General features: G+C 67.2%; 22 protein-coding genes and 1 other RNA gene. 14 read left to right on the forward strand and 9 right to left on the reverse strand.

The genetic code is table 11. From position 1 onward, the window contains the following. Positions 1–14: 14 nt before the first annotated feature. Positions 15–221, reverse strand: coding sequence for a cold-shock protein (locus ACOXXX_RS08045; RefSeq protein ID WP_422826048.1), 207 nt, complete (start codon positions 219–221; stop codon positions 15–17). 193 nt (positions 222–414) lie between these two features. On the opposite strand from ACOXXX_RS08045, the gene ACOXXX_RS08050 reads away from it, so the two are divergent. Next, entirely contained in the window at positions 415–729 is a 315-nt protein-coding gene (locus ACOXXX_RS08050) for an arsenate reductase family protein (protein WP_422826049.1), read from the forward strand. A 1-nt stretch (position 730) separates the two neighbouring features. After that, positions 731–1099, forward strand: a complete 369-nt coding sequence (locus ACOXXX_RS08055) for a hypothetical protein (protein WP_422826050.1) — start codon at positions 731–733, stop codon at positions 1097–1099. A 79-nt stretch (positions 1100–1178) separates the two neighbouring features. Here ACOXXX_RS08055 and ACOXXX_RS08060 read toward each other — a convergent pair whose 3' ends face one another. The 5 genes from ACOXXX_RS08060 to thrS form a co-directional block, all read right to left on the reverse strand. Beyond that, on the reverse strand, positions 1179–1751 hold the full coding sequence (locus tag ACOXXX_RS08060; RefSeq protein ID WP_422826051.1) for a DoxX family protein: 573 nt from the start codon (positions 1749–1751) through the stop codon (positions 1179–1181). 11 nt (positions 1752–1762) lie between these two features. After that, entirely contained in the window at positions 1763–2500 is a 738-nt protein-coding gene (locus tag ACOXXX_RS08065; RefSeq protein ID WP_422826052.1) for a putative DNA-binding domain-containing protein, read from the reverse strand. Continuing rightward, a complete protein-coding gene (locus ACOXXX_RS08070) occupies positions 2497–3357 on the reverse strand; it encodes a DUF692 domain-containing protein (protein ID WP_422826053.1) in 861 nt (286 codons plus the stop codon). The genes ACOXXX_RS08065 and ACOXXX_RS08070 overlap by 4 nt, the downstream gene beginning before the upstream one ends. An 82-nt stretch (positions 3358–3439) precedes the next feature. Continuing rightward, on the reverse strand, positions 3440–3739 hold the full coding sequence (locus ACOXXX_RS08075; protein WP_422826054.1) for a DUF2282 domain-containing protein: 300 nt from the start codon (positions 3737–3739) through the stop codon (positions 3440–3442). A gap of 239 nt (positions 3740–3978) precedes the next feature. After that, positions 3979–5958, reverse strand: coding sequence for a threonine--tRNA ligase (thrS, locus tag ACOXXX_RS08080; protein WP_422826055.1), 1980 nt, complete (start codon positions 5956–5958; stop codon positions 3979–3981). A 142-nt stretch (positions 5959–6100) separates the two neighbouring features. On the opposite strand from thrS, the gene ACOXXX_RS08085 reads away from it, so the two are divergent. After that, on the forward strand, positions 6101–7351 hold the full coding sequence (locus ACOXXX_RS08085; RefSeq protein WP_422826056.1) for an MFS transporter: 1251 nt from the start codon (positions 6101–6103) through the stop codon (positions 7349–7351). Positions 7352–7452: 101 nt separating this feature from the next. On the opposite strand, the gene ACOXXX_RS08090 is transcribed toward ACOXXX_RS08085, so the two are convergent. Both ACOXXX_RS08090 and ACOXXX_RS08095 read right to left on the reverse strand, forming a co-directional pair. After that, positions 7453–7851 carry an MAPEG family protein gene (locus tag ACOXXX_RS08090; protein ID WP_422826057.1) on the reverse strand — a complete coding sequence of 133 codons (399 nt, stop codon included), beginning with the start codon at positions 7849–7851 and terminating at the stop codon, positions 7453–7455. Next, on the reverse strand, positions 7848–8600 hold the full coding sequence (locus ACOXXX_RS08095) for an ArsR/SmtB family transcription factor (protein WP_422826058.1): 753 nt from the start codon (positions 8598–8600) through the stop codon (positions 7848–7850). The genes ACOXXX_RS08090 and ACOXXX_RS08095 overlap by 4 nt, the downstream gene beginning before the upstream one ends. 198 nt (positions 8601–8798) lie before the next feature. Between ACOXXX_RS08095 and ACOXXX_RS08100 the strand changes: the two genes are divergently transcribed. The 11 genes from ACOXXX_RS08100 to ACOXXX_RS08150 all read left to right on the forward strand — a co-directional run bounded on the left by ACOXXX_RS08100 (position 8799) and on the right by ACOXXX_RS08150 (position 16955). After that, positions 8799–9542 carry an alpha/beta fold hydrolase gene (locus tag ACOXXX_RS08100; protein WP_422826059.1) on the forward strand — a complete coding sequence of 248 codons (744 nt, stop codon included), beginning with the start codon at positions 8799–8801 and terminating at the stop codon, positions 9540–9542. Continuing rightward, entirely contained in the window at positions 9539–10510 is a 972-nt protein-coding gene (locus ACOXXX_RS08105) for an alpha/beta hydrolase (protein WP_422826060.1), read from the forward strand. The genes ACOXXX_RS08100 and ACOXXX_RS08105 overlap by 4 nt, the downstream gene beginning before the upstream one ends. Further along, positions 10507–10956, forward strand: coding sequence for a VOC family protein (locus ACOXXX_RS08110; RefSeq protein WP_422826061.1), 450 nt, complete (start codon positions 10507–10509; stop codon positions 10954–10956). The genes ACOXXX_RS08105 and ACOXXX_RS08110 overlap by 4 nt, the downstream gene beginning before the upstream one ends. Positions 10957–10989: 33 nt before the next feature. Then, on the forward strand, positions 10990–11598 hold the full coding sequence (locus tag ACOXXX_RS08115) for a hypothetical protein (protein ID WP_422826171.1): 609 nt from the start codon (positions 10990–10992) through the stop codon (positions 11596–11598). A gap of 370 nt (positions 11599–11968) precedes the next feature. Continuing rightward, positions 11969–12931 (forward strand): ester cyclase, encoded by a 963-nt coding sequence (locus tag ACOXXX_RS08120; RefSeq protein WP_422826062.1) that lies wholly within the window; start codon positions 11969–11971, stop codon positions 12929–12931. Between the two features lie 16 nt (positions 12932–12947). Continuing rightward, positions 12948–13559 (forward strand): class I SAM-dependent methyltransferase, encoded by a 612-nt coding sequence (locus ACOXXX_RS08125; protein ID WP_422826063.1) that lies wholly within the window; start codon positions 12948–12950, stop codon positions 13557–13559. Between the two features lie 113 nt (positions 13560–13672). Continuing rightward, the gene (locus ACOXXX_RS08130; protein WP_422826064.1) at positions 13673–14437 is read left to right on the forward strand and encodes an alpha/beta fold hydrolase; all 765 of its coding nucleotides are present in this window, start codon (positions 13673–13675) and stop codon (positions 14435–14437) included. Positions 14438–14585: 148 nt separating this feature from the next. Next, positions 14586–14982: RNase P RNA component class A (gene rnpB / locus ACOXXX_RS08135), an RNA gene on the forward strand. 100 nt (positions 14983–15082) lie between these two features. Continuing rightward, complete coding sequence (gene rpmG / locus ACOXXX_RS08140) at positions 15083–15250, forward strand: 50S ribosomal protein L33 (RefSeq protein WP_089276079.1); 168 nt, start codon at positions 15083–15085, stop codon at positions 15248–15250. A 111-nt stretch (positions 15251–15361) separates the two neighbouring features. Beyond that, entirely contained in the window at positions 15362–15871 is a 510-nt protein-coding gene (locus tag ACOXXX_RS08145) for a GNAT family N-acetyltransferase (RefSeq protein ID WP_422826065.1), read from the forward strand. Between the two features lie 76 nt (positions 15872–15947). Next, the gene (locus ACOXXX_RS08150; RefSeq protein WP_422826066.1) at positions 15948–16955 is read left to right on the forward strand and encodes a serine hydrolase domain-containing protein; all 1008 of its coding nucleotides are present in this window, start codon (positions 15948–15950) and stop codon (positions 16953–16955) included. Here ACOXXX_RS08150 and ACOXXX_RS08155 read toward each other — a convergent pair. Then, positions 16952–17302, reverse strand: coding sequence for a nuclear transport factor 2 family protein (locus tag ACOXXX_RS08155; RefSeq protein ID WP_422826067.1), 351 nt, complete (start codon positions 17300–17302; stop codon positions 16952–16954). The genes ACOXXX_RS08150 and ACOXXX_RS08155 overlap by 4 nt on opposite strands. Positions 17303–17378 lie beyond the last annotated feature (76 nt).

Genomic DNA, 17378 nt, shown 5'->3' on the forward strand with positions numbered 1-17378 from the left:
GCGGCGCTGACGGGTCAGAGCAGCGACAGGTCCGCGGCCATCTCGCGTCCGTCGCGGCCTTCGCGCAGCTCGTAGCTGACCTTCTGATCGTCAGCGAGCCCGGTCAGACCCGACCGTTCCACCGCGGAAATATGGACGAACACGTCCTTCCCGCCGCCCTCGGGCGCGATAAAGCCATAGCCTTTGGTGGTGTTGAACCATTTCACGGTGCCGGTTGGCATGTTCCCCGCTCTCCTTTGTCGTCACGTGTCGTTGCGCCGTGCCGCCCGGCGAGGGGCGACAATGGCACCAAATGGGGAAGGTTTATGACATCCCTGCAACAAAAGATCGCACTCCAAGGGCAAAAAGCAAGAAAAAGAGGGTCGCAATGGGCGGGGCTGGCAATTATTTGATCAGGGCAATCAGGGGAATGAGATGATCCTGTACGGTCTGAAAACCTGCGACACCTGCCGCAAGGCGCTGAAATCCCTGCCGGGGGCCACCTTCATCGATGTCCGCGCTGATGGCGTGCCGGGAGATGTGCTGGCCGCGGCGCAGGACCGCTTTGGCGCGGCGCTGCTCAACACCCGCTCGACCACCTGGCGGGGGCTATCGCCCGCTGAGCAGGAACGTGCGCCACTCGATCTTCTGGCCGATCATCCGACACTGATGAAACGCCCGCTGATCGTCGATGGCGACACGATGTACCTGGGCTGGGGCAAGGACGTGCAACAGGAACTGGGGGTCTGACATGCGGACGGCGGCACTGGCACTGGGGATCATCGCGGGCTGCATCGGCATGATCGTGGGGTTTTTCGGCTTCGGCTACACCGAACTGGCCCGGCACTTCGCCGAGGTGGAAGAGATGTTCGGGATGTTCGCCGAACCGGAGCTGGTGCGCATCGCCTCTGTCGTCTCGCCGCTTCTGGCCATCGCGGGCGGGGCCATGGCGCCGTCGCGCGCCTTTGTCGGTGGCCTGCTGCTGATCCTGTCGGCCGTCGGCATGTACATGGCCTTCGGCTTCAACGTCTTCACCATGTTCCCCATCGCCTTTGCCGGTCTGGGCGGCCTTCTGGCCCTCGCAGCGGGCAAACCGGACGAACCCAAGGCGCATTTCTGAAGCCCCCCCTTCTTCGGTTCAAAAATACCTCGGAGAGCGCGAGAGGCAGCGCCTCTCGCATGCCGCAGGCATCGCCGCCTCAGACGGTCTGGGCTGACCCAAGCACCTGCCGCCCCAGCATCCGGTCCAACGACAGCGCGCCCGCGCCCTTGATGACCAGCACGCTCAGCGTGAAGATCCAGAACAGCCGCTGGTCCAGGATCACCGCGTCCGGCACCCGGTCGAACCAGGCACCCAGGGTTTCCGCATGGGCGATGCCGCCGTGGCCGTAAAGGTCGGTGAGGCTTTGCACCACAACGAACCCGATCATCCCCAGCGCGCTTAGCCGGGTGAGGAAGCCCACAACAATCAGCAGTGGCAGCAGGAATTCCGCCCAGGTCCCCGCCACGACCACCGCCCAGTGAAAGACGCTGAGTTCCGAGGCGTTGTAGCCCACCGCCTCGAACGCTTTGGGAAAGATCTGCGCATAGGCTCCGGTCGAGGGCGACAGAAAGCCGAATACCCCGTCGCCGAGCTTGGTCATGGCGGATTTCCAGAAATAGACCAGCAGCGTCGCGGCAAAGACGAAGCGGGCCAGAAGCGGGATCAGCCCGCTTGCGTGACGCTCGAGGCTGTCGAAAAGGGTGGCGTGCAAAGAAATCAGACGGTCCATGGAAATGCCTTTCAGAGGTGGATGCCAGTGATCGCGCCGTGGTGCAGAAGCAGCGACAGGGTGGCGCCAAGGTCGAAATCCGCGCCCGCGGTGTCCGTCGCCGCGCCAAAGGGGTGTCCGGCCTGCAGCGCCGCAACGAATGCGGCACCCCCGGCGGGCAGAAGGTGCGGGGCAGGGTCGTAGTCCGGGCGCAGCACCACCGCATCCTCGGCCCGGGCGGCGGGTTTGGGCGCGCCGGGGCGCATGTTGTAGGCCCAGAGGCTGAAGACCGGCCAGCGCGATGTCACGATCTGCACCGCTGGCGCGATGTCCAGCCGCGCGGCCAGCAATTGCTCTTCGCCCAGGGTCTGCAGCACGCTCGCATCCACCGGGCCGGAGTCGGCGGCGTGGTAGGACCGCCGCAGCGCCAGTTCCAGCCGCGCCACGTCGCCCAGGTATCCCAGCCTGGCCAGCGGCGCGAAGGTTTCGAGGAAGGCGGGAAAGCCCGCGCCATAATGCATCATCAGCGGCGAGCGCGGCGGATCGCTGCGCAGATAAAGCCCCGCGATTTTATGAAAATTTTCTTGGCCCAGGAGTTTCGAGATCACCGGAAAGCCGGTCTCGAGCGCATCGCGCAAGGAGACGGCGACGTTGTTGCGGTAGACCGCGTAGCGCCGGCCGGCGGGGCGGCCCGCGCCGTCGCTCAGCCCCTCGGGCACCGGCAGGTCGGCGTCGAGAAGGGCGGCGTGAAAGGCGGTCTGGCCGGTCATGCCGGGATCTTCAGGCGGGACAGCGCCTCTTCGGCCCTGCGGGCTTCTTCGGCAAGAACCGGCCAGGCGGGCACGTCGGTGTCCCATTCCACCAGCAGCGGTTTGGGGCCGGACTTCGCCAGCGTGTAGTCCAGCAGCGCCCAGACCGGATCGACAACCTCGCGGCCGTGGCTGTCGATGAGCAGCGGCGCGCCGTGGTCATCCGCATCCTCGTCGTGGCCGCCCAGATGGATTTCCCCCACCAGATCAAGCGGGTAGGCATCGATATAGCCTTGCGGCGCATAGTCCAGGTTGGTGGCCGAGACGAAGACGTTGTTGACGTCCAGCAGCAGCCCGCAGCCGGTGCGGCGGGCCAGTTCGGCGAGGAACTCCGTCTCGCTCAGGGTCGATGCGTCGAAGGCCAGGTAGCTCGACGGATTTTCCAGCAGCATCTGGCGACCCAGCACCTCTTGTACCTCGTCTATGTGATCGGCGACGCGAGCCAGGGTGGCTGGGGTATAGGGCAGGGGCAGCAGGTCGTTGAAAAAATGGCTGTCGTGGGTCGACCAGGCCAGATGTTCGGAAAAGCTGGCCGGGTTCAGCCAGCCGCAGAGGTGTTTCAGACGCGCCAGGTGGTCGGGATCGAGACGGCCCTCGCCGCCGATCGACAGGCCCACGCCGTGGACGGAAATGGGAAAGCGGTCCGCCAGGTGCCGCAGTTGCGCCAGCGGTCGGCCACCGTCGCCCATGTAGTTCTCGGCATGGATTTCCAGCCAGGCCACCGGGGCGGGGTCGTTGACGATATCGCTGAAATGCTGGGCCTTGAAGCCGACGCCGGGGGCGGCGGGCAGGCGGACGGGGGGCGATTGGTCGAACATGGAGCGGCTCCGGGTCAGGTGGGGCGGTCGCAGGTCGGGGGAGGGGACGCGCGCCGTGGCGCGCATCCCCGAACGCCGTGGCTCAGCCCTGCGGCAGGTCACGATCCAGCGGTTCGAGAGAGCCCATGCGGTCCGACCCGTCGGCCATTTCGGGCAGGTCGATTTCGGTGCAAGTGCCCGCCTCGACCAGCGTCCAGGCGTTGCCTTGGTAATCGACCTTGGAGGTGCCGGCGCAGGTGGTGCCGGGGCCCGCGGCGCAGTCGTTTTCGCCCGCCAGGCTGACGCCGTAGCACTTTTCCTGATCCTGCGCGGACACGCCGGTGGCGGCGAACGAAGCAGCGACAGCGCCGACGATGGCGACGGTTTTCATGGTGTTGGACATGGTTGGTTCCCTCTCAGGTGTTGATTGCGGTGTCTGATCCGGGCTGATCCCGGTGACAGCGACAGAATGCCTCAGCCAATTTCATGCGGCTATTCACGCCCCCGTGCATCACGGGTGCGTTAGCCGCTGTCAGCCGGACGTGAGAGGGATCCGTATGGTAAGGCGTTGAAAAATTTGGCGAAACGCAGGCGGGCAGGACCATGCGATCCTGCCCGCGTTAACCTTACGGCGCTGGAATGTTACAAAAGATCGGGCGGCGTCGCCTCTTTCGACAGGGCGCTCACGACATCCGCCAGAGATGTTACAGAGGTCTGCTTTTCTCCCAGGCGCCGCAGCGTCACGCTGCGTTCCTCGACCTCGCGCGCGCCCACGGCCAGGATCACCGGCACCTTGCCCACCGAATGTTCGCGGACCTTGTAATTGATCTTTTCGTTGCGAATGTCCGCCTCGGCCCGCACACCGGCCTTTTGCAGCTCGGCCACGACCTCGTGCACATAGTCATCCGCCTCGGACACGATGGAGGCCACGACGACCTGACGCGGGGCGAGCCAGAACGGCAGCTTGCCTTCCCAGTTCTCGATCAGGATGCCGATGAAGCGCTCGAAACTGCCCAGCGTCGCGCGGTGCAGCATGAAGGGCCGATGCTTGGCCCCGTCGGCGGCGATATAGCTGGCATCCAGCCGCTCGGGCAGGTTGGGATCGACCTGGAAGGTGCCGCACTGCCAGACCCGCCCGATGGCATCGGTCAGGTAGAAATCGAGCTTGGGCCCGTAAAACGCGCCGTCCCCCGGCTCCAGCCGGTAGTCGCGGCCCACGGCCTTGATCGCGTTTTCCAAAGCGCCTTCGACATAGTCCCAGCTTTCTTCGGTCCCGACGCGCTTTTCGGGCCGCGTGGCAAAGGCGATCTCGAAATTGTCGAAGCCAAGTTCGCGGTAGATCTCGGCGGTGAATTCGATGAACCGCGCGCATTCCTCCTGAATCTGCTCTTCGGTGCAGAAGATATGCGCGTCGTCCTGCGTAAAACCGCGTACCCGCATGATGCCGTGCAGCGCGCCCGAGGGTTCGAACCGGTTGCACGATCCGAACTCCGCAAGCCGCAGCGGCAGGTCGCGGTAGGATTTGAGGCCCTGGTTGTAGACCTGCACATGGCATGGGCAGTTCATCGGCTTCAATGCGTTGATGCGGGTCTCGGCCTTGTTCTTGACGCTGGCGTCGTCCTCCTCGCCGTCGCGGGATTCGTCGACCTCGACCAGGAACATGTGGTGCTGGTACTTGTCCCAGTGGCCCGACTTTTCCCACAGCTTGCGGTCCACGACCTGCGGCGTGTTGATCTCGCGGTAGCCTCCGGCGCGCTGCTTGCGGCGCATGTAGTCCTGAAGCGTGGTGTAGACGGTCCAGCCATTGGGGTGCCAGAAGACCTGGCCCGGCGCTTCCTCCTGCATGTGGAAGAGATCCATCTCGCGGCCCAGCTTGCGGTGGTCGCGCTTGGCGGCCTCTTCCAGCATGTGCAGATGCGCCTTGAGCTCGTCGCGGTTGGCAAAGGCCACGCCGTAGATGCGCTGCAACATCGCGCGCTTTGAATCGCCGCGCCAGTAGGCCCCGGCAACCGACATCAGCTTGAACGCGTCTCCCGGCACCTGGCCGGTGTGCTGCAGATGCGGACCGCGGCAGAGGTCTTGCCAGTCGCCGTGCCAGTACATGCGCAGCGGCTCGTCGCCCGGGATCGCCTCGATCAGTTCGACCTTGTAGGGCTCGCCCCGGTCCTCGTAATACTTGATCGCAACGTCGCGCTCCCAGACCTCGGTGCGGACGGGATCGCGCTTGTTGATGATCTCTTTCATCTTCTTCTCGATCGCGCCCAGATCTTCGGGCGTGAACGGCTCTGCGCGGTCGAAATCGTAATACCAGCCGTTTTCGATCACCGGGCCGATGGTCACCTTCACGTCGGGCCAGATTTCCTGCACCGCGCGGGCCATGATATGCGCAAGGTCATGGCGCACCAGTTCCAGCGCCGGGGCACGGTCGGCCATGGTGTTGATGGCGATGCTGGCGTCGCGGTCGATGGGCCACTGCAGATCCCAGTGCTGGCCGTCGACCGTGGCGGAAATGGCCTTTTTCGAGAGCGACTTCGAAATCGACTCGGCGACCGCGGCGGGGGTCACACCGGCATCGAATGCGCGCGCATTGCCATCGGGGAAAGTAAGAGAGATCTGGGCCATATCGGCCTCCTCGTCAGTTTGGCGCCCACGGAACGCCCGGTTGCGGGTTATGTTGCGGGCACTATGTCGCAACAGCGGAACCGGCTGTCAAGCAAGGGCATTGGCCTTCGGATATTTCGGATGACGAAAGGGATGGGCGCGGATGGCCGACGGAACGACAGGGATTTACGGCAGACTGACCGGCGACGAGGACGGCGAGGCGACCCGGACAGAGGCGCGCAACGGCGCGCGGCACATGCTGTCGCTGTCGATGACCAAGGTGGCCGACGGGCTGATCGACCCGAAACTTGTGCTGAGCTGGCTGATGAACGGCTTGGGCGCGCCCGCGGTGCTGGTGGGTGCGCTTGTGCCGGTGCGCGAAGCCGGCGCGCTTTTGCCGCAGCTTTTCCTGGCGGGCTGGGTGGAGGGCATGCGCCACCGCAAATGGGCCTGGATCGTCGGGTGCCTGGGGCAGGGGCTGGCAGCGGCGGCGATCTGTTTCTTCGCCATGACACTCAGCGGCTGGGCGGCGGGGCTCGCCATCGTCGGCGCGCTGGCGGTGCTGGCGGTGTCACGGGCCTGCGCCTCGGTCAGCTACAAGGACATCCTGGGCAAGACGATCCCCAAGACCCGGCGCGGATCGGTGACCGGGGTGGCGGGATCCGTGGCCTCGGTCGCGGTGCTGGTCTTTGCGCTGCTGCTTTTGTCGGGGCTCTTGCAAAACACCGGCGCGGTGATCGCGGCCATCGCTCTGGCTGCGCTCTTGTGGTTCGTCGCGGCGGCGGTGTTCTCCACGCTCGAGGAAGAGCCATCCGAGCCCGAGGCGGGGTCGGGGCTGGATTTCACGCCGCTGCGCGAGGATGCGCAGTTTCGCTGGTTCATCGTGGTGCGCGGCGCGCTGACCGCGACGGCGCTGGCGCCACCCTACCTGGTGCTGCTTGAAGGCGGCGACGGGGCGCTGCAGCGGCTGGGCGCGCTGGTGCTGGCCTCTGCCGGGGCGGCGTTCGTCAGCTCCTACGTCTGGGGCCGGCTGTCGGACGTGTCATCGCGCCGGGTGCTCATGCTGGCGGGCCTTGCCGGGGCGGCGGCGATGCTGGCGGCGGTGGCGGCGGCGCTGCTGGGCTGGGCCTCCGTCTTCGGGGTAATCCCGGTGATCCTTTTCGGGCTGATGATCGCCTACCAGGGCGTGCGCAGCGGCCGGTCCACCTACCTTGTCGACATGGCGCCCGAGGATGCGCGGTCGACCTATGCCGCGCTTGCCAATACCGCCATCGGCGTGCTGCTGCTGCTGACCGGGCTCATCGGCGGCGCGCTGAGCTTTGTGGGGCCGGTGGCCGCGCTCGTGGGATTTGCGGCGCTGAGCGCGCTTGGCGGCGTCATGGCCCTGAAGCTTGACGAGGTGGAGGCGGAGTGACCGCCCCCGCGGGGCGGTGCGAGAGACCAGTCTCTCGCGCTCTCTGAGGTTAATGGAAACCGAAGAAGGGGGACGGTGTCGGAACCGTCCCCCATGTCGTGTCAGGCGATCAGGACCGCGGCCGCGATGGCCAGGATGCAGAGCCAACCGGCGGTGAAGATCAGCGGGCGCAGGGGCATCCGCGCCACCCCGGTGATCATCCCCGCCGCATGGGCGAGGCGCAGCCAGAAGAACGCCGCCGCGGCCCAGACGGTGACGGTGTTCGACACGCCTGCCAGATGCGCCACGATCACCACGATGGCAAAGGGCACCGCCTGTTCGATCAGGTTGAGATGCGCGCGGTGCGCCCGGTGCACCCAGGCGGGAAAGTCGCTGAGCGGGGCTGGTCGGGCGAAGGCATCGGTCGCGGCGGGGTACTTGTTGACCCCCACGATATAGGGAATCCACAGCGACGCGGCCAGGATCGCGGTCAGGGTCAGCCAGGTGAGTTCGGGTGTCATGCGCTTTTCTCCGGGGCAAAGCGGTGGGTCTGGCCGGTTTCCAGCCAGGTCTTGAGGCCCGACGCGAACCGCGCCCAACCCTCGGCCACGCCGGTCTGGGCGGCGGGCAGGTCGAAGTGTTCGACGGTGAGCTTCATGCCGGTGCTGGTCGGTTCCAGCAGATAGACGCAGCGCGATGGCGTTTCGTCCCCGCCCCAGCTGGGAAGGAACGCCATTTCGATGCGGGTCTTGGGGGTGATCGAGATCACCCGGTTCGACAGCATCGGCGCGCCGTGGGGAAAGAGATAGGCGACGGTGTCGCCGTTTTTCTGCATGTCGCCCGTCACGGTTTCGCAGGCGAAGTGGTATTGCGCGATGAGGTCGCCCTTGGTCAGCGCCTCCCACAGGGCGTCGTGCGAGCAGTTGATGAATGTGGCCATCATGAAATCGGGTTTGGTCATGGTCTGTCCTTCGAGGGTTGCCTTGAGACGGCTCAGCGCCTGTGCCTGTGGCTGCAGGAAGGGGTGGATCCAGCGGTCCATCACCTCCTGCAGGGGCAGGGCGTTGAGGTAGTGGTGTTTGAACCGTCCCGCCTTGCGCGTGACGATAAGCTGGGCGTCCTCGAGCACCTTGAGATGCTTCATCACCCCGAACCGTGTCATCTCCAACTGCTCGGACAGGTCGGTCAGTGTCTGCCCGTCCGACTGCCGAAGACTGTCCAGCAGGGCGCGGCGGGCAGGGTCGTTGAGGGCTTTGAAGATCGCATCCATGAGGTCTTATATGTTATTCTATAGTCACGTGACAATAGGGTAACATATTTTGTTTGCCAGATGTTGGCAGGGGGCTCTGCCCCCGTCGCGGCGTGCCGCGACTCCCCCGAGGGGTATTGAAAACCGGAGAAGCCCAAGGCGCGGCGGGGCTGGTCAGCGCCGCGCGGGCTTGGCAGAGTGTGCCAAAAGGAGAGACGCATGGCAGACGTGGCTTATATCGACGGGCCGGGCGGGCGGCGGCTGGCCTATGCCTTTACGCCCGGGGCGGGGCCGGTCGTGGTGTTCCTGTCGGGCTACAAGTCCGACATGGAGGGCACCAAGGCCGTGCATCTGGAAGCCTGGGCCAGGGCGGAAGGCCGCGCCTTTCTGCGGCTGGACTATTCCGGCCACGGCCAGTCCGAAGGTGTTTTTGAAGACGGCGCCATCGGCGACTGGGCGGTGGATGCCGAGGCGGTGATCCGCGCCGTCAGCGATGGCCCGGTGGTGCTGGTGGGCTCGTCCATGGGCGGCTGGATCGCCTGCCTGCTGACCCGGCGGCTGGGGGCGCGGGTGGCGGGCTTTGTCGGTATCGCGGCGGCGCCGGATTTCACCGAAGACGGGTTCTGGGCCGGGTTCGACGACGCGCAAAGGGCGCAGATCATGGCCGACGGATCCGTCGCGCTGCCGTCGGATTACGGCGATCCCTATATCGTCACGCGACGGCTGATCGAGGACGGGCGCGCGCATCTGGTCTTGCGTGCCCCGCTGCCGATGCCGTTCCCCGTGCGTTTGCTGCAGGGGACAGCGGATACCGCCGTCACGCGGGCCACGGCGCTGGCGCTGCTGGATCACATCGACGGGCCGGATGTGCGCCTGACGCTGGTGCGCGGCGCGGATCACCGGTTCTCCGATCCCGCCTGCCTTGCGCTGATCGAGGCGGCGGTGCGCGAGGTGTCGGCGTGAAGGTCGTGCTATGGGCGCTGGTGCTGCTGGCGGTGGCCTTTGGCGCGCTCTGGGCCTTTGGCCCGCGCGAGCCGGTGATGGTGGACGTCACCTTTGACGAACGCCTGCTGGAGGGCGGGGTCGATGCCTATCTCGCCGCGCAGGAGGCGCAGGTGCCGGGCATCATCCCCGGCACCGAAAAGCGCGTGATCTGGTCGGGCGCGGCCGGGGCGCGCACCGATTGGGCCGTGGTCTATCTGCACGGGTTTTCGGCCACGTCCGAAGAAATCCGGCCCTTGCCCGATGACGTGGCGCGCGCGCTGGGGGCGAACCTGATGTTCACCCGGATGGCCGGGCACGGGCGTGACGGCGCGGCCATGGCCGAACCGCAGGTGGCAGACTGGATGGCCGACGTGGCCGAGGCGCTGGCGGTGGGTCGCGCCATCGGGAACAAGGTGCTGGTCATCGCCACCTCGACCGGCGCGACCTTTGCCACCATCGCGGCGCAGGATCCGGACATGGCACGCGGCGTGTCGGGCATGGTGTTCTTTTCGCCCAATTACCGGATCCAGAACCCGGCGGCGGCGATCCTGACATGGCCCGCCGTCGAATGGTGGGGGCCGCTGGTGGCCGGCGCGACCCGCAGCTTCGAGCCCGAGAACGCGCAGCACGCGCGTTACTGGACCACGCGGTATCCGACGCGGGCGCTCTTTCCCATGGGGGCGGCGGTGGCGCATGCGCGCGGGCTCGATCACACCGCGCACACGATCCCGGCGCTGTTTCTCTTCTCGCCCGAGGATACCGTCGTCGATCCAGGGACCACGCGCGAGGTCGCGGCGCTCTGGCGGGCGGAGGCGACGCAGCACATCGTCACCGTCGGTCCCGGCAACGATCCGGCGCATCACGTTATCGCCGGGGACATCCTGTCGCCCGGCCTCACCGCACCGCTGACCGCGCGCGTGCTCGACTGGGTAGGAACCTTGCCATGACCGGAAAGCCGCTTGACCAACGCGTCAGCCTGATCACGCTGGGGGTGCGCGACATGGACCGTGCCACCGCGTTTTACGAAGCGCTGGGATGGCGGCAGGTGGAGACACCCGACGGCATGACCGTCTTCGACCTGCTGGGGCAAAGCCTTGGCCTCTATCCGCTGGCGGACCTCGCCCGGGACATGGGGTTGGATGTGGCGGATCTTGGCACGGGTGCCGCCACATATGCCTGCAACCTGCGCGACAAGGACGACGTGGCCGCCGTGCTGGCCCGGGCCGAGGCGGCGGGGGCCAGGGTGCTCAAGCCCGCGCATGACGTGTTCTGGGGCGGGCACATCGCCTATTTCGCCGATCCCGAAGGGCATGTCTGGGAACTGTCCTGGAATCCTCATGCGCCGCTCTCCGCCGAAGGGGCGTTTCGCTGGAACGGCTATGGCGCGGACTGACCCCGCAGGGGAACGATGAAACGCCCGCGCAGCATGTGGAGCCTCGAGACGCTGGGCCGCGTCCGCCTGTCGCGGCATTTCTTCATGCGTGAGTTCCTGTATTCCGAGATCGGCAATTTCCACGCGCACCAGAACATTCCCGACCGGCCCGATCTGGCCATCGACCGGGGCCGCGCCTTTTGCGAAATCCTGCTCGACCCGCTGCAAGAGACCTTCGGCCGGATCGCGGTGCGCTCGGGCTACAGGTCTGCGGCGCTCAATGCCTTTGGCAACCGCAACCGCCTGAACTGCGCGCGCAACGATTATCCGCTGGAATGCCACATCTGGGACCTGCCCGAGGTGCCGGTGGCGGGCGCGTCGATCGTGATCCCGTGGTTCGCCGACCGGCATGCCGCGGGGCGCGACTGGCGCGACCTGGCCTGGTGGCTGCACGACCACCTGGACTATTCCGAGATCTGGTTCTTTCCCAAGCTCTGCGCCTTCAACCTCAGCTGGCGGCCGGTGCCGCAGCGGCGTATCGATAGCTACATCGCGCCGAAGGGGACGCTGCTGAAATCCGGTGCCGCGCCGCCCGAACCGCTGGCCCGGCGGCAGGACCGCTACGCCGATTTCCCGGCCTTTCGCGGCATCTTCCATCCGTGACGGTCCGTTCGGAGATCGGAATGCAGACAGATTGAAACGCGCGCGACCGGGCTGAAGCGGACCTTGCGCAACCGGGTGAGGAGCCGCGCCATCGCAGCCGCGTGGGGGCGCGACTGCGATGGCGCGGCGGCCTTCGGCCTTGAGTCCGCGCCGGGTACTTGGCTCCTACGTCCGCTCAAGGCCGTTTCAGGCCAATCGCATGACGCTATAGACCTTGTTAACCATGTCCGCGCTATCACCCCATGGCGTTTCGCGATCAACTTGAAACATCCAGCGCCGCCCACTGCGTTGAAATCGACGCGATCAGGCAGCGCTGGGCGGGTCGGTTTATCGCGAACTGCGACAGGGGCGCGGCAGGGCAGGGTGCGGCATGAAACGGTTCGATCCGAAATTCCTCGATTTCCCCGACTATCTGGACGGAGTCACGGACGAGGTCTGGCAGCAGCGCGGGCTGACCGCGCGGATGGCGGAGTATTACCATCCCGACGTGATCGTGCGGCGCGCGGGCGGCATCGGCTTTGGCGCGGGCGAGGCGGCGGCCACGGGCCTTGCGGAACTCGCCGCGATCCCCGACCGCATGCTGATGACCGAGGATGTGATCTGGACCGGCACCGCCGCAACGGGATACCTGGGCGCGCAGCGCATCCTGTCGCGCGGCAGCCACCGCGGTCATGGCCTTTACGGTGCACCGTCGCAGGCGCCGGTGCTTTTCCGCGAAATGGTCGACAGCTATGCCAAGGACAACCGCATCTGCGACGAATGGCGGATCTGCGACACCGGGGCCATCCTGCGCCAGACCGGGCAGGATCCCGCCGTTTGGGCGCGCGCGCGGCTGGCGCATATCGACCCCGACACCGGCCCGCTGCGCCCCGAGATCGACGCCACCGGGCCCTACACGGCGCGCGGCAACGACAGCCGCTGGGGCGATGCCTTTGCGGGCATCGTCGAACGCATCGTCGCAGCAGAGGTGTCGGTGATCGCCGGGCAATACGACCGCGCCTGCCAGCTGGCCTATCCCGGTGGCGTCACCGGGCATGGGCACGGCGCGGCGGAAACCTTCTGGATGGGGTTGCGCTCGGCCTTCCCCTCGGCCAGCTTCAGCGTGCATCACGTCATGGGGCTGGAAGAGCCGTTGATGCCGCCGCGCGCGGCGCTGCGCTGGTCGCTGCAGGGGCGGCACGACGGCTGGGGCGCGTTCGGCGCGCCCACGGGGGCCGAGGTACATGTGATGGGGATGAGCCATGCGGAACTGGGCCCCGGCGGGGTGCGCCGCGAATGGACGCTGATTGACGAAGCCGCCGTCTGGATGCAGATCCTGCGTCATCAGGGATGAGCCCGGGGGCAATGCGTTGGACGACCGACCGCTTTCAGAATGCACGAAGGACATCTACGACCGACACGCGGCGGGATTCGACCGGCAGCGCGGCCGGTCGTTTTTTGAACAGGGCTGGATCGACCGGGCGCTGGCGGATGTGCCGCCGGGCGGGGCCGTGCTTGATCTGGGCTGCGGCGCGGGTGAACCGGTGGCGCGCTACCTGATCGGGCGCGGCTTTGCGGTGACCGGCGCGGATTTCGCACCGGCGATGCTCGACCTTTGCCGCGCCCGCTTTCCCGACGCCGACTGGCGGCTCGCGGACATGCGGACGCTCGACCTGGGGCGCAGATTCGATGCGATCATCGGCTGGAACTCGTTCTTTCACCTGACCGAGGCGGAACAGCGCGCCGCCCTGCCGCGGATCGCAGGCCATCTGGCCCCCGGCGGGCGGCTGCTGCTGACGGTCGGCCCCGACGCGGGCAAGGTGACGGGCACCGTGGACGGCCAGACCGTGTTTCACGCCTCGCTCGCCCCGCGCGAGTATCGCGCCGTGCTGGCCCGCGCAGGCAGCCCGGTCGAGGCTTTCGTGCCCGAGGATCCGACCTGCCACTTTCATTCGCTGCTGCTGGCGCGGCGGCCGCGCTGAGCCGCGCGAAAAACCGCGGCCCCCGGCCATCGCGTCTTTCCAAACCGGCCCCATCTGGTAGGCTGTGCGAAACGGCGGCCCAGAACCGCCACGCGTGAGGGGCAGAACACGCAATGACGACCGTCCACACTCCGCACCCCGGTCCCGCGCGCCGCGCGCCCGCCCGGCTGACCGAGGCACTGGTGCTGCTGCCCGGGCTGCTTTGCGACGCGCGCCTTTTCGCGCCGCAGGTCGAGGCGCTGTCGCGTGAGATTGGCGTCATGGTCGCTCCCGTGGCCCCCGGCGAACGGCTGGAGGAGATCGCGTCGAATCTTTTGCCGCAACTGCCGCTGAAATGCGCGCTCGCCGGGCACGGGCTGGGTGGCATGGTCGCGATGGAGCTGATGCGCCGCGCGCCTGAACGCATCACCCGGATCGCGCTGATGGACACCAGCCCGCTTGCCGAAACCCCGCAGGAGGCCAGCGCCCGCGAACCGCAGATCGTCGGCGCGCGCGCGGGCCGCCTGGCCGAGGTGGCGCGCGAGGCGCTGCCCTCTGCCGCCCTTGCGCCGGGGCCGCAGCGCGCCGCGCTCATGCATCTGGTGGGCGACATGGGCCGGGCCCTGGGGGCCGAGAGCTTTGTCCACCAAAGCCGCGCGCTGCAGCGGCGCCGCGACCAGCAGGGCACCTTGCGCCGCTGCAAGGTGCCCGCGCTGGTGCTCTGCGGCGCGCATGACAGCCTTTACCCGGTCAAGCGCCACAGCTTCATGGCCGAACTCATCCCACATGCCGAATTGCGGGTGATCGAGGATGCGGGCCACCTGCCCACGCTCGAGGCACCGGAGGCCACCACTGACGCCCTGCGCGACTGGCTGCGCCAGCCATACGTCCTGCGCTGATCCGGCGGGGCGCGCCCGCTAGGGGCGCGCACGGGGTGTCTCGTCCTTGACCTTTGGCCTGCGTCCTCGGGCGCACGGGGCAGGTGTGACGCGCCGCGGCAGGCCGGGGCATTGACCGCGGCACGCCGTCGGCATATGCGCAGCCTGCGCGGAGGGCCGGATGGCCGCGGCGGGGGTATGCCCACGTCGAGGAAAGTCCGGACTCCCTGAAGCAGCGGTGCCGGGTAACGCCCGGGCAGGGCAACCTGACGGACAGCGCCACAGAGAACGAGACCGCTTCGGCTTTGGCCGGAGTAAGGGTGAAACGGTGGGGTAAGAGCCCACCGGGGGGCTGGCAACAGCGCCCGCATGGCAAGCCCCACCGGGAGCAATGCCAAATAGGGACCCCGCGCGGGGCTGATCCCCCAGGGGATATCGCCGCAGGGCCGCTTCAGCCCGAGGGGTCCGGGTTGGCAGCTAGAGCGGCGCAGCGATGTGTCGCCCAGAGGAATGGTCATCACCCCTTTCGGGGGGAACAGAATCCGGCTTACAGGCCCTCCGCGCAAAATTCCCGTTGCCAGCCGGTTGACTTAGCTTCGCGCATGCGTAAAAGGCGGGGTTCAGTGATTTCACGGGCCGATCCGCGCCCGGTGCAGGAGACGACCCATGGCGAAGCCAACCACCATCAAGATCCGCCTGAATTCGACCGCAGGCACCGGCCACTTCTACGTGACCAAGAAAAATGCGCGCACGATGACGGAAAAAATGTCGATCAAGAAATACGACCCCGTCGTGCGCAAGCATGTCGAATACAAGGAAGGCAAGATCAAGTAAGATCGCCTTTCTGTCGAGGGACAGCAGACGCCGTGCGTGCCAGTGGTCCGCACGGCGTTTTGCGTTATCGGACCGTCGCCCGCCCCGGCGGCACAGGAAAGGACCCGTTGCATGAGCGATGCCCAAAGCCTGATCGTCCGCACCGCCAGCATGGCGGATTTCGATGCGGTGGATGCGCTTTTCGCCCGCAGCTATCCCGCCCTTCTGGCCGCGGATTATGCTCCGTCCGTCATGGTCACCGCCGTGCCGCTGATCTCGAAGGCGCAGCCCGGGCTGCTGAGGTCGGGCAGCTTTTTCCTGGCCGAGAACCGGTATGGCATCGTGGGGGCCGGCGGCTGGACGCAAGAGGCGCCGGGCGGCGGCGCAGGTCAGCGCGGCGTCGGTCACGTGCGCCACGTGGTCACCGATCACACCCGGGTCCGGCAGGGGATCGGCGGCGCGCTGATGCGCCACGTGATGATGCATGCCAAGGCATCCGGCATGGCGCAGCTGCACTGTCAAAGCACCCTGACCGCCGTGCCGTTCTACACCGCGATGGGATTCGCGGTGCGCGGGGACATCACCGTGGCGCTGCCCGGGGGCATCGGGTTCCCGGCGGTCTTCATGGTGGCGCAACTCTGATCACGGAGTTCTGACTGTCGCGCGGCGCGGCGCCGCCTACCTGACCTCGCAGATATTCCCAGCGACGAAGGTTTCCATGACCCATCTGCCCCGCCGCGACTTTCTGGCCGGAACGACGGCCCTTCTGGCCGCACCGGCGCTTGCCCAGCCCACAGCCCCCTGGACCGCCGTGTCCGACCGCGCCCGCGGGCTGCCGCAATGCCATGCGCTCGCGGTGCATCAGCAGGGCGCGCCGGTCCTGCAAGAGGTGTTTCGCGGCCCGGCCCTCGGCCGTGCCGTTCCGGTCAAATCTGTCTCCAAGACGCTGGTGGCGTCGCTTCTGGGCGTGGCCATCGACCGCGGCGAAATCCCGTCTGTGCAGGCGACGCTGGGCGCGCTGGCCCCCGGGCTGATCCCCGCGGATGCAGAGGACGACGTGGCGGCGATCACGGTCGAGGATCTGGTGACCATGCGCGCCGGGCTGGAACGCACGTCGGGGGGAAACTACGGCGCCTGGGTCAGCAGCGCCAACTGGGTGGCCGATGCGCTGTCGCGCCCCATGGTGGCCCGGCCGGGGGGCCGCATGCTCTATTCCACCGGGTCGTTTCACGTGCTGGGCGCGGTGCTGGCGTCGGTCACCGGGCAAAGCCTGCTGGAGCAGGCGCGCAGCCGCCTGGGCGCGCCCCTGGGCATCGACATCCCCGCCTGGACGCGCGACCCGCAAGGCCGGTACCTGGGCGGCAATGAAATGGCGCTGAGCCTGCCCGCCATGGTGCGGTTTGGCGAAATGGTCCGGCAGGGCGGGGCCATCGACGGCACCCGCGTGCTGAGTGCCGACTGGCTGGCCGCCTCGCTCGAGCCGCGCACAAGGTCGCCGTTCTCTGGCCTAAGCTATGGCTATGGCTGGTTTCTGGGCGACAGTGGCGGCCAGGCATATGCGCTGGCCCGCGGCTATGGCGGGCAGGTGATCTGTATCGTCCCCGGGCTGGGGCTGACCATCGCGCTGACCTCGAACCCGACGCAACCGGCCCGAAGCGGCGGTTATTTCGGCCAGATCATGGCGCTGATCGAAGAGGCGATCCTGCCCGCCGCGCGCGCCGTCTAGGGCGCGGCGACCCCGTGGCAGGCGGCGGCGCGGGTGACAAGGCCGCCAGCATCGAACCACAGTGTTTCCGTAGTCCGCACGCCGCGCTGGTTGGTGTAAAGAATGACCAGCATCCGGTGGCCTTCGAACACCTCTTCGATCTCGAATGCCAGATCGGGTTGGCGGCGCAGCGCCTCGGCCCAGTAGCGGCGCAGCGCCGGTTTTCCGATCACTTCGCCCATCCCCGTCAGTGCCACCGCCTTGCGGGAGCGGAACACGATCTCGTCGGCGTAGTGGGCCATGATCCGGTCCAGATCATGGGCGTTCCATCCCGCCGCCCAAGCGCGGGCAAAAGCCAGGGCATCCATCTCGTGCCTCCATAAGGTCAGCCCTGCTGACGTTATGGGCGCGTTCGTCGTTGCGCAACGAAAAAGGGCCGGTCAC

Source organism: Thalassococcus sp. BH17M4-6, from assembly GCF_049323015.1.
Lineage (GTDB): Bacteria > Pseudomonadota > Alphaproteobacteria > Rhodobacterales > Rhodobacteraceae > Puniceibacterium.

Excerpts from the sequence above, each read along its gene's own strand:
- ACOXXX_RS08130 (WP_422826064.1), top strand. The coding sequence starts at position 13,673 with ATGACGACCGTCCACACTCCGCACCCCGGTCCCGCGCGCCGCGCGCCC.
- ACOXXX_RS08070 (WP_422826053.1), bottom strand. The coding sequence starts at position 3,357 with ATGTTCGACCAATCGCCCCCCGTCCGCCTGCCCGCCGCCCCCGGCGTC.
- ACOXXX_RS08085 (WP_422826056.1), top strand. The coding sequence starts at position 6,101 with ATGGCCGACGGAACGACAGGGATTTACGGCAGACTGACCGGCGACGAG.
- ACOXXX_RS08065 (WP_422826052.1), bottom strand. The coding sequence starts at position 2,500 with ATGACCGGCCAGACCGCCTTTCACGCCGCCCTTCTCGACGCCGACCTG.
- thrS (WP_422826055.1), bottom strand. The coding sequence starts at position 5,958 with ATGGCCCAGATCTCTCTTACTTTCCCCGATGGCAATGCGCGCGCATTC.
- ACOXXX_RS08045 (WP_422826048.1), bottom strand. The coding sequence starts at position 221 with ATGCCAACCGGCACCGTGAAATGGTTCAACACCACCAAAGGCTATGGC.
- ACOXXX_RS08100 (WP_422826059.1), top strand. The coding sequence starts at position 8,799 with ATGGCAGACGTGGCTTATATCGACGGGCCGGGCGGGCGGCGGCTGGCC.
- ACOXXX_RS08095 (WP_422826058.1), bottom strand. The coding sequence starts at position 8,600 with ATGGATGCGATCTTCAAAGCCCTCAACGACCCTGCCCGCCGCGCCCTG.
- ACOXXX_RS08055 (WP_422826050.1), top strand. The coding sequence starts at position 731 with ATGCGGACGGCGGCACTGGCACTGGGGATCATCGCGGGCTGCATCGGC.
- ACOXXX_RS08050 (WP_422826049.1), top strand. The coding sequence starts at position 415 with ATGATCCTGTACGGTCTGAAAACCTGCGACACCTGCCGCAAGGCGCTG.
- ACOXXX_RS08120 (WP_422826062.1), top strand. The coding sequence starts at position 11,969 with ATGAAACGGTTCGATCCGAAATTCCTCGATTTCCCCGACTATCTGGAC.
- ACOXXX_RS08145 (WP_422826065.1), top strand. The coding sequence starts at position 15,362 with ATGAGCGATGCCCAAAGCCTGATCGTCCGCACCGCCAGCATGGCGGAT.
- rpmG (WP_089276079.1), top strand. The coding sequence starts at position 15,083 with ATGGCGAAGCCAACCACCATCAAGATCCGCCTGAATTCGACCGCAGGC.
- ACOXXX_RS08150 (WP_422826066.1), top strand. The coding sequence starts at position 15,948 with ATGACCCATCTGCCCCGCCGCGACTTTCTGGCCGGAACGACGGCCCTT.
- ACOXXX_RS08115 (WP_422826171.1), top strand. The coding sequence starts at position 10,990 with ATGTGGAGCCTCGAGACGCTGGGCCGCGTCCGCCTGTCGCGGCATTTC.
- ACOXXX_RS08060 (WP_422826051.1), bottom strand. The coding sequence starts at position 1,751 with ATGGACCGTCTGATTTCTTTGCACGCCACCCTTTTCGACAGCCTCGAG.
- ACOXXX_RS08110 (WP_422826061.1), top strand. The coding sequence starts at position 10,507 with ATGACCGGAAAGCCGCTTGACCAACGCGTCAGCCTGATCACGCTGGGG.
- ACOXXX_RS08155 (WP_422826067.1), bottom strand. The coding sequence starts at position 17,302 with ATGGATGCCCTGGCTTTTGCCCGCGCTTGGGCGGCGGGATGGAACGCC.
- ACOXXX_RS08075 (WP_422826054.1), bottom strand. The coding sequence starts at position 3,739 with ATGTCCAACACCATGAAAACCGTCGCCATCGTCGGCGCTGTCGCTGCT.
- ACOXXX_RS08090 (WP_422826057.1), bottom strand. The coding sequence starts at position 7,851 with ATGACACCCGAACTCACCTGGCTGACCCTGACCGCGATCCTGGCCGCG.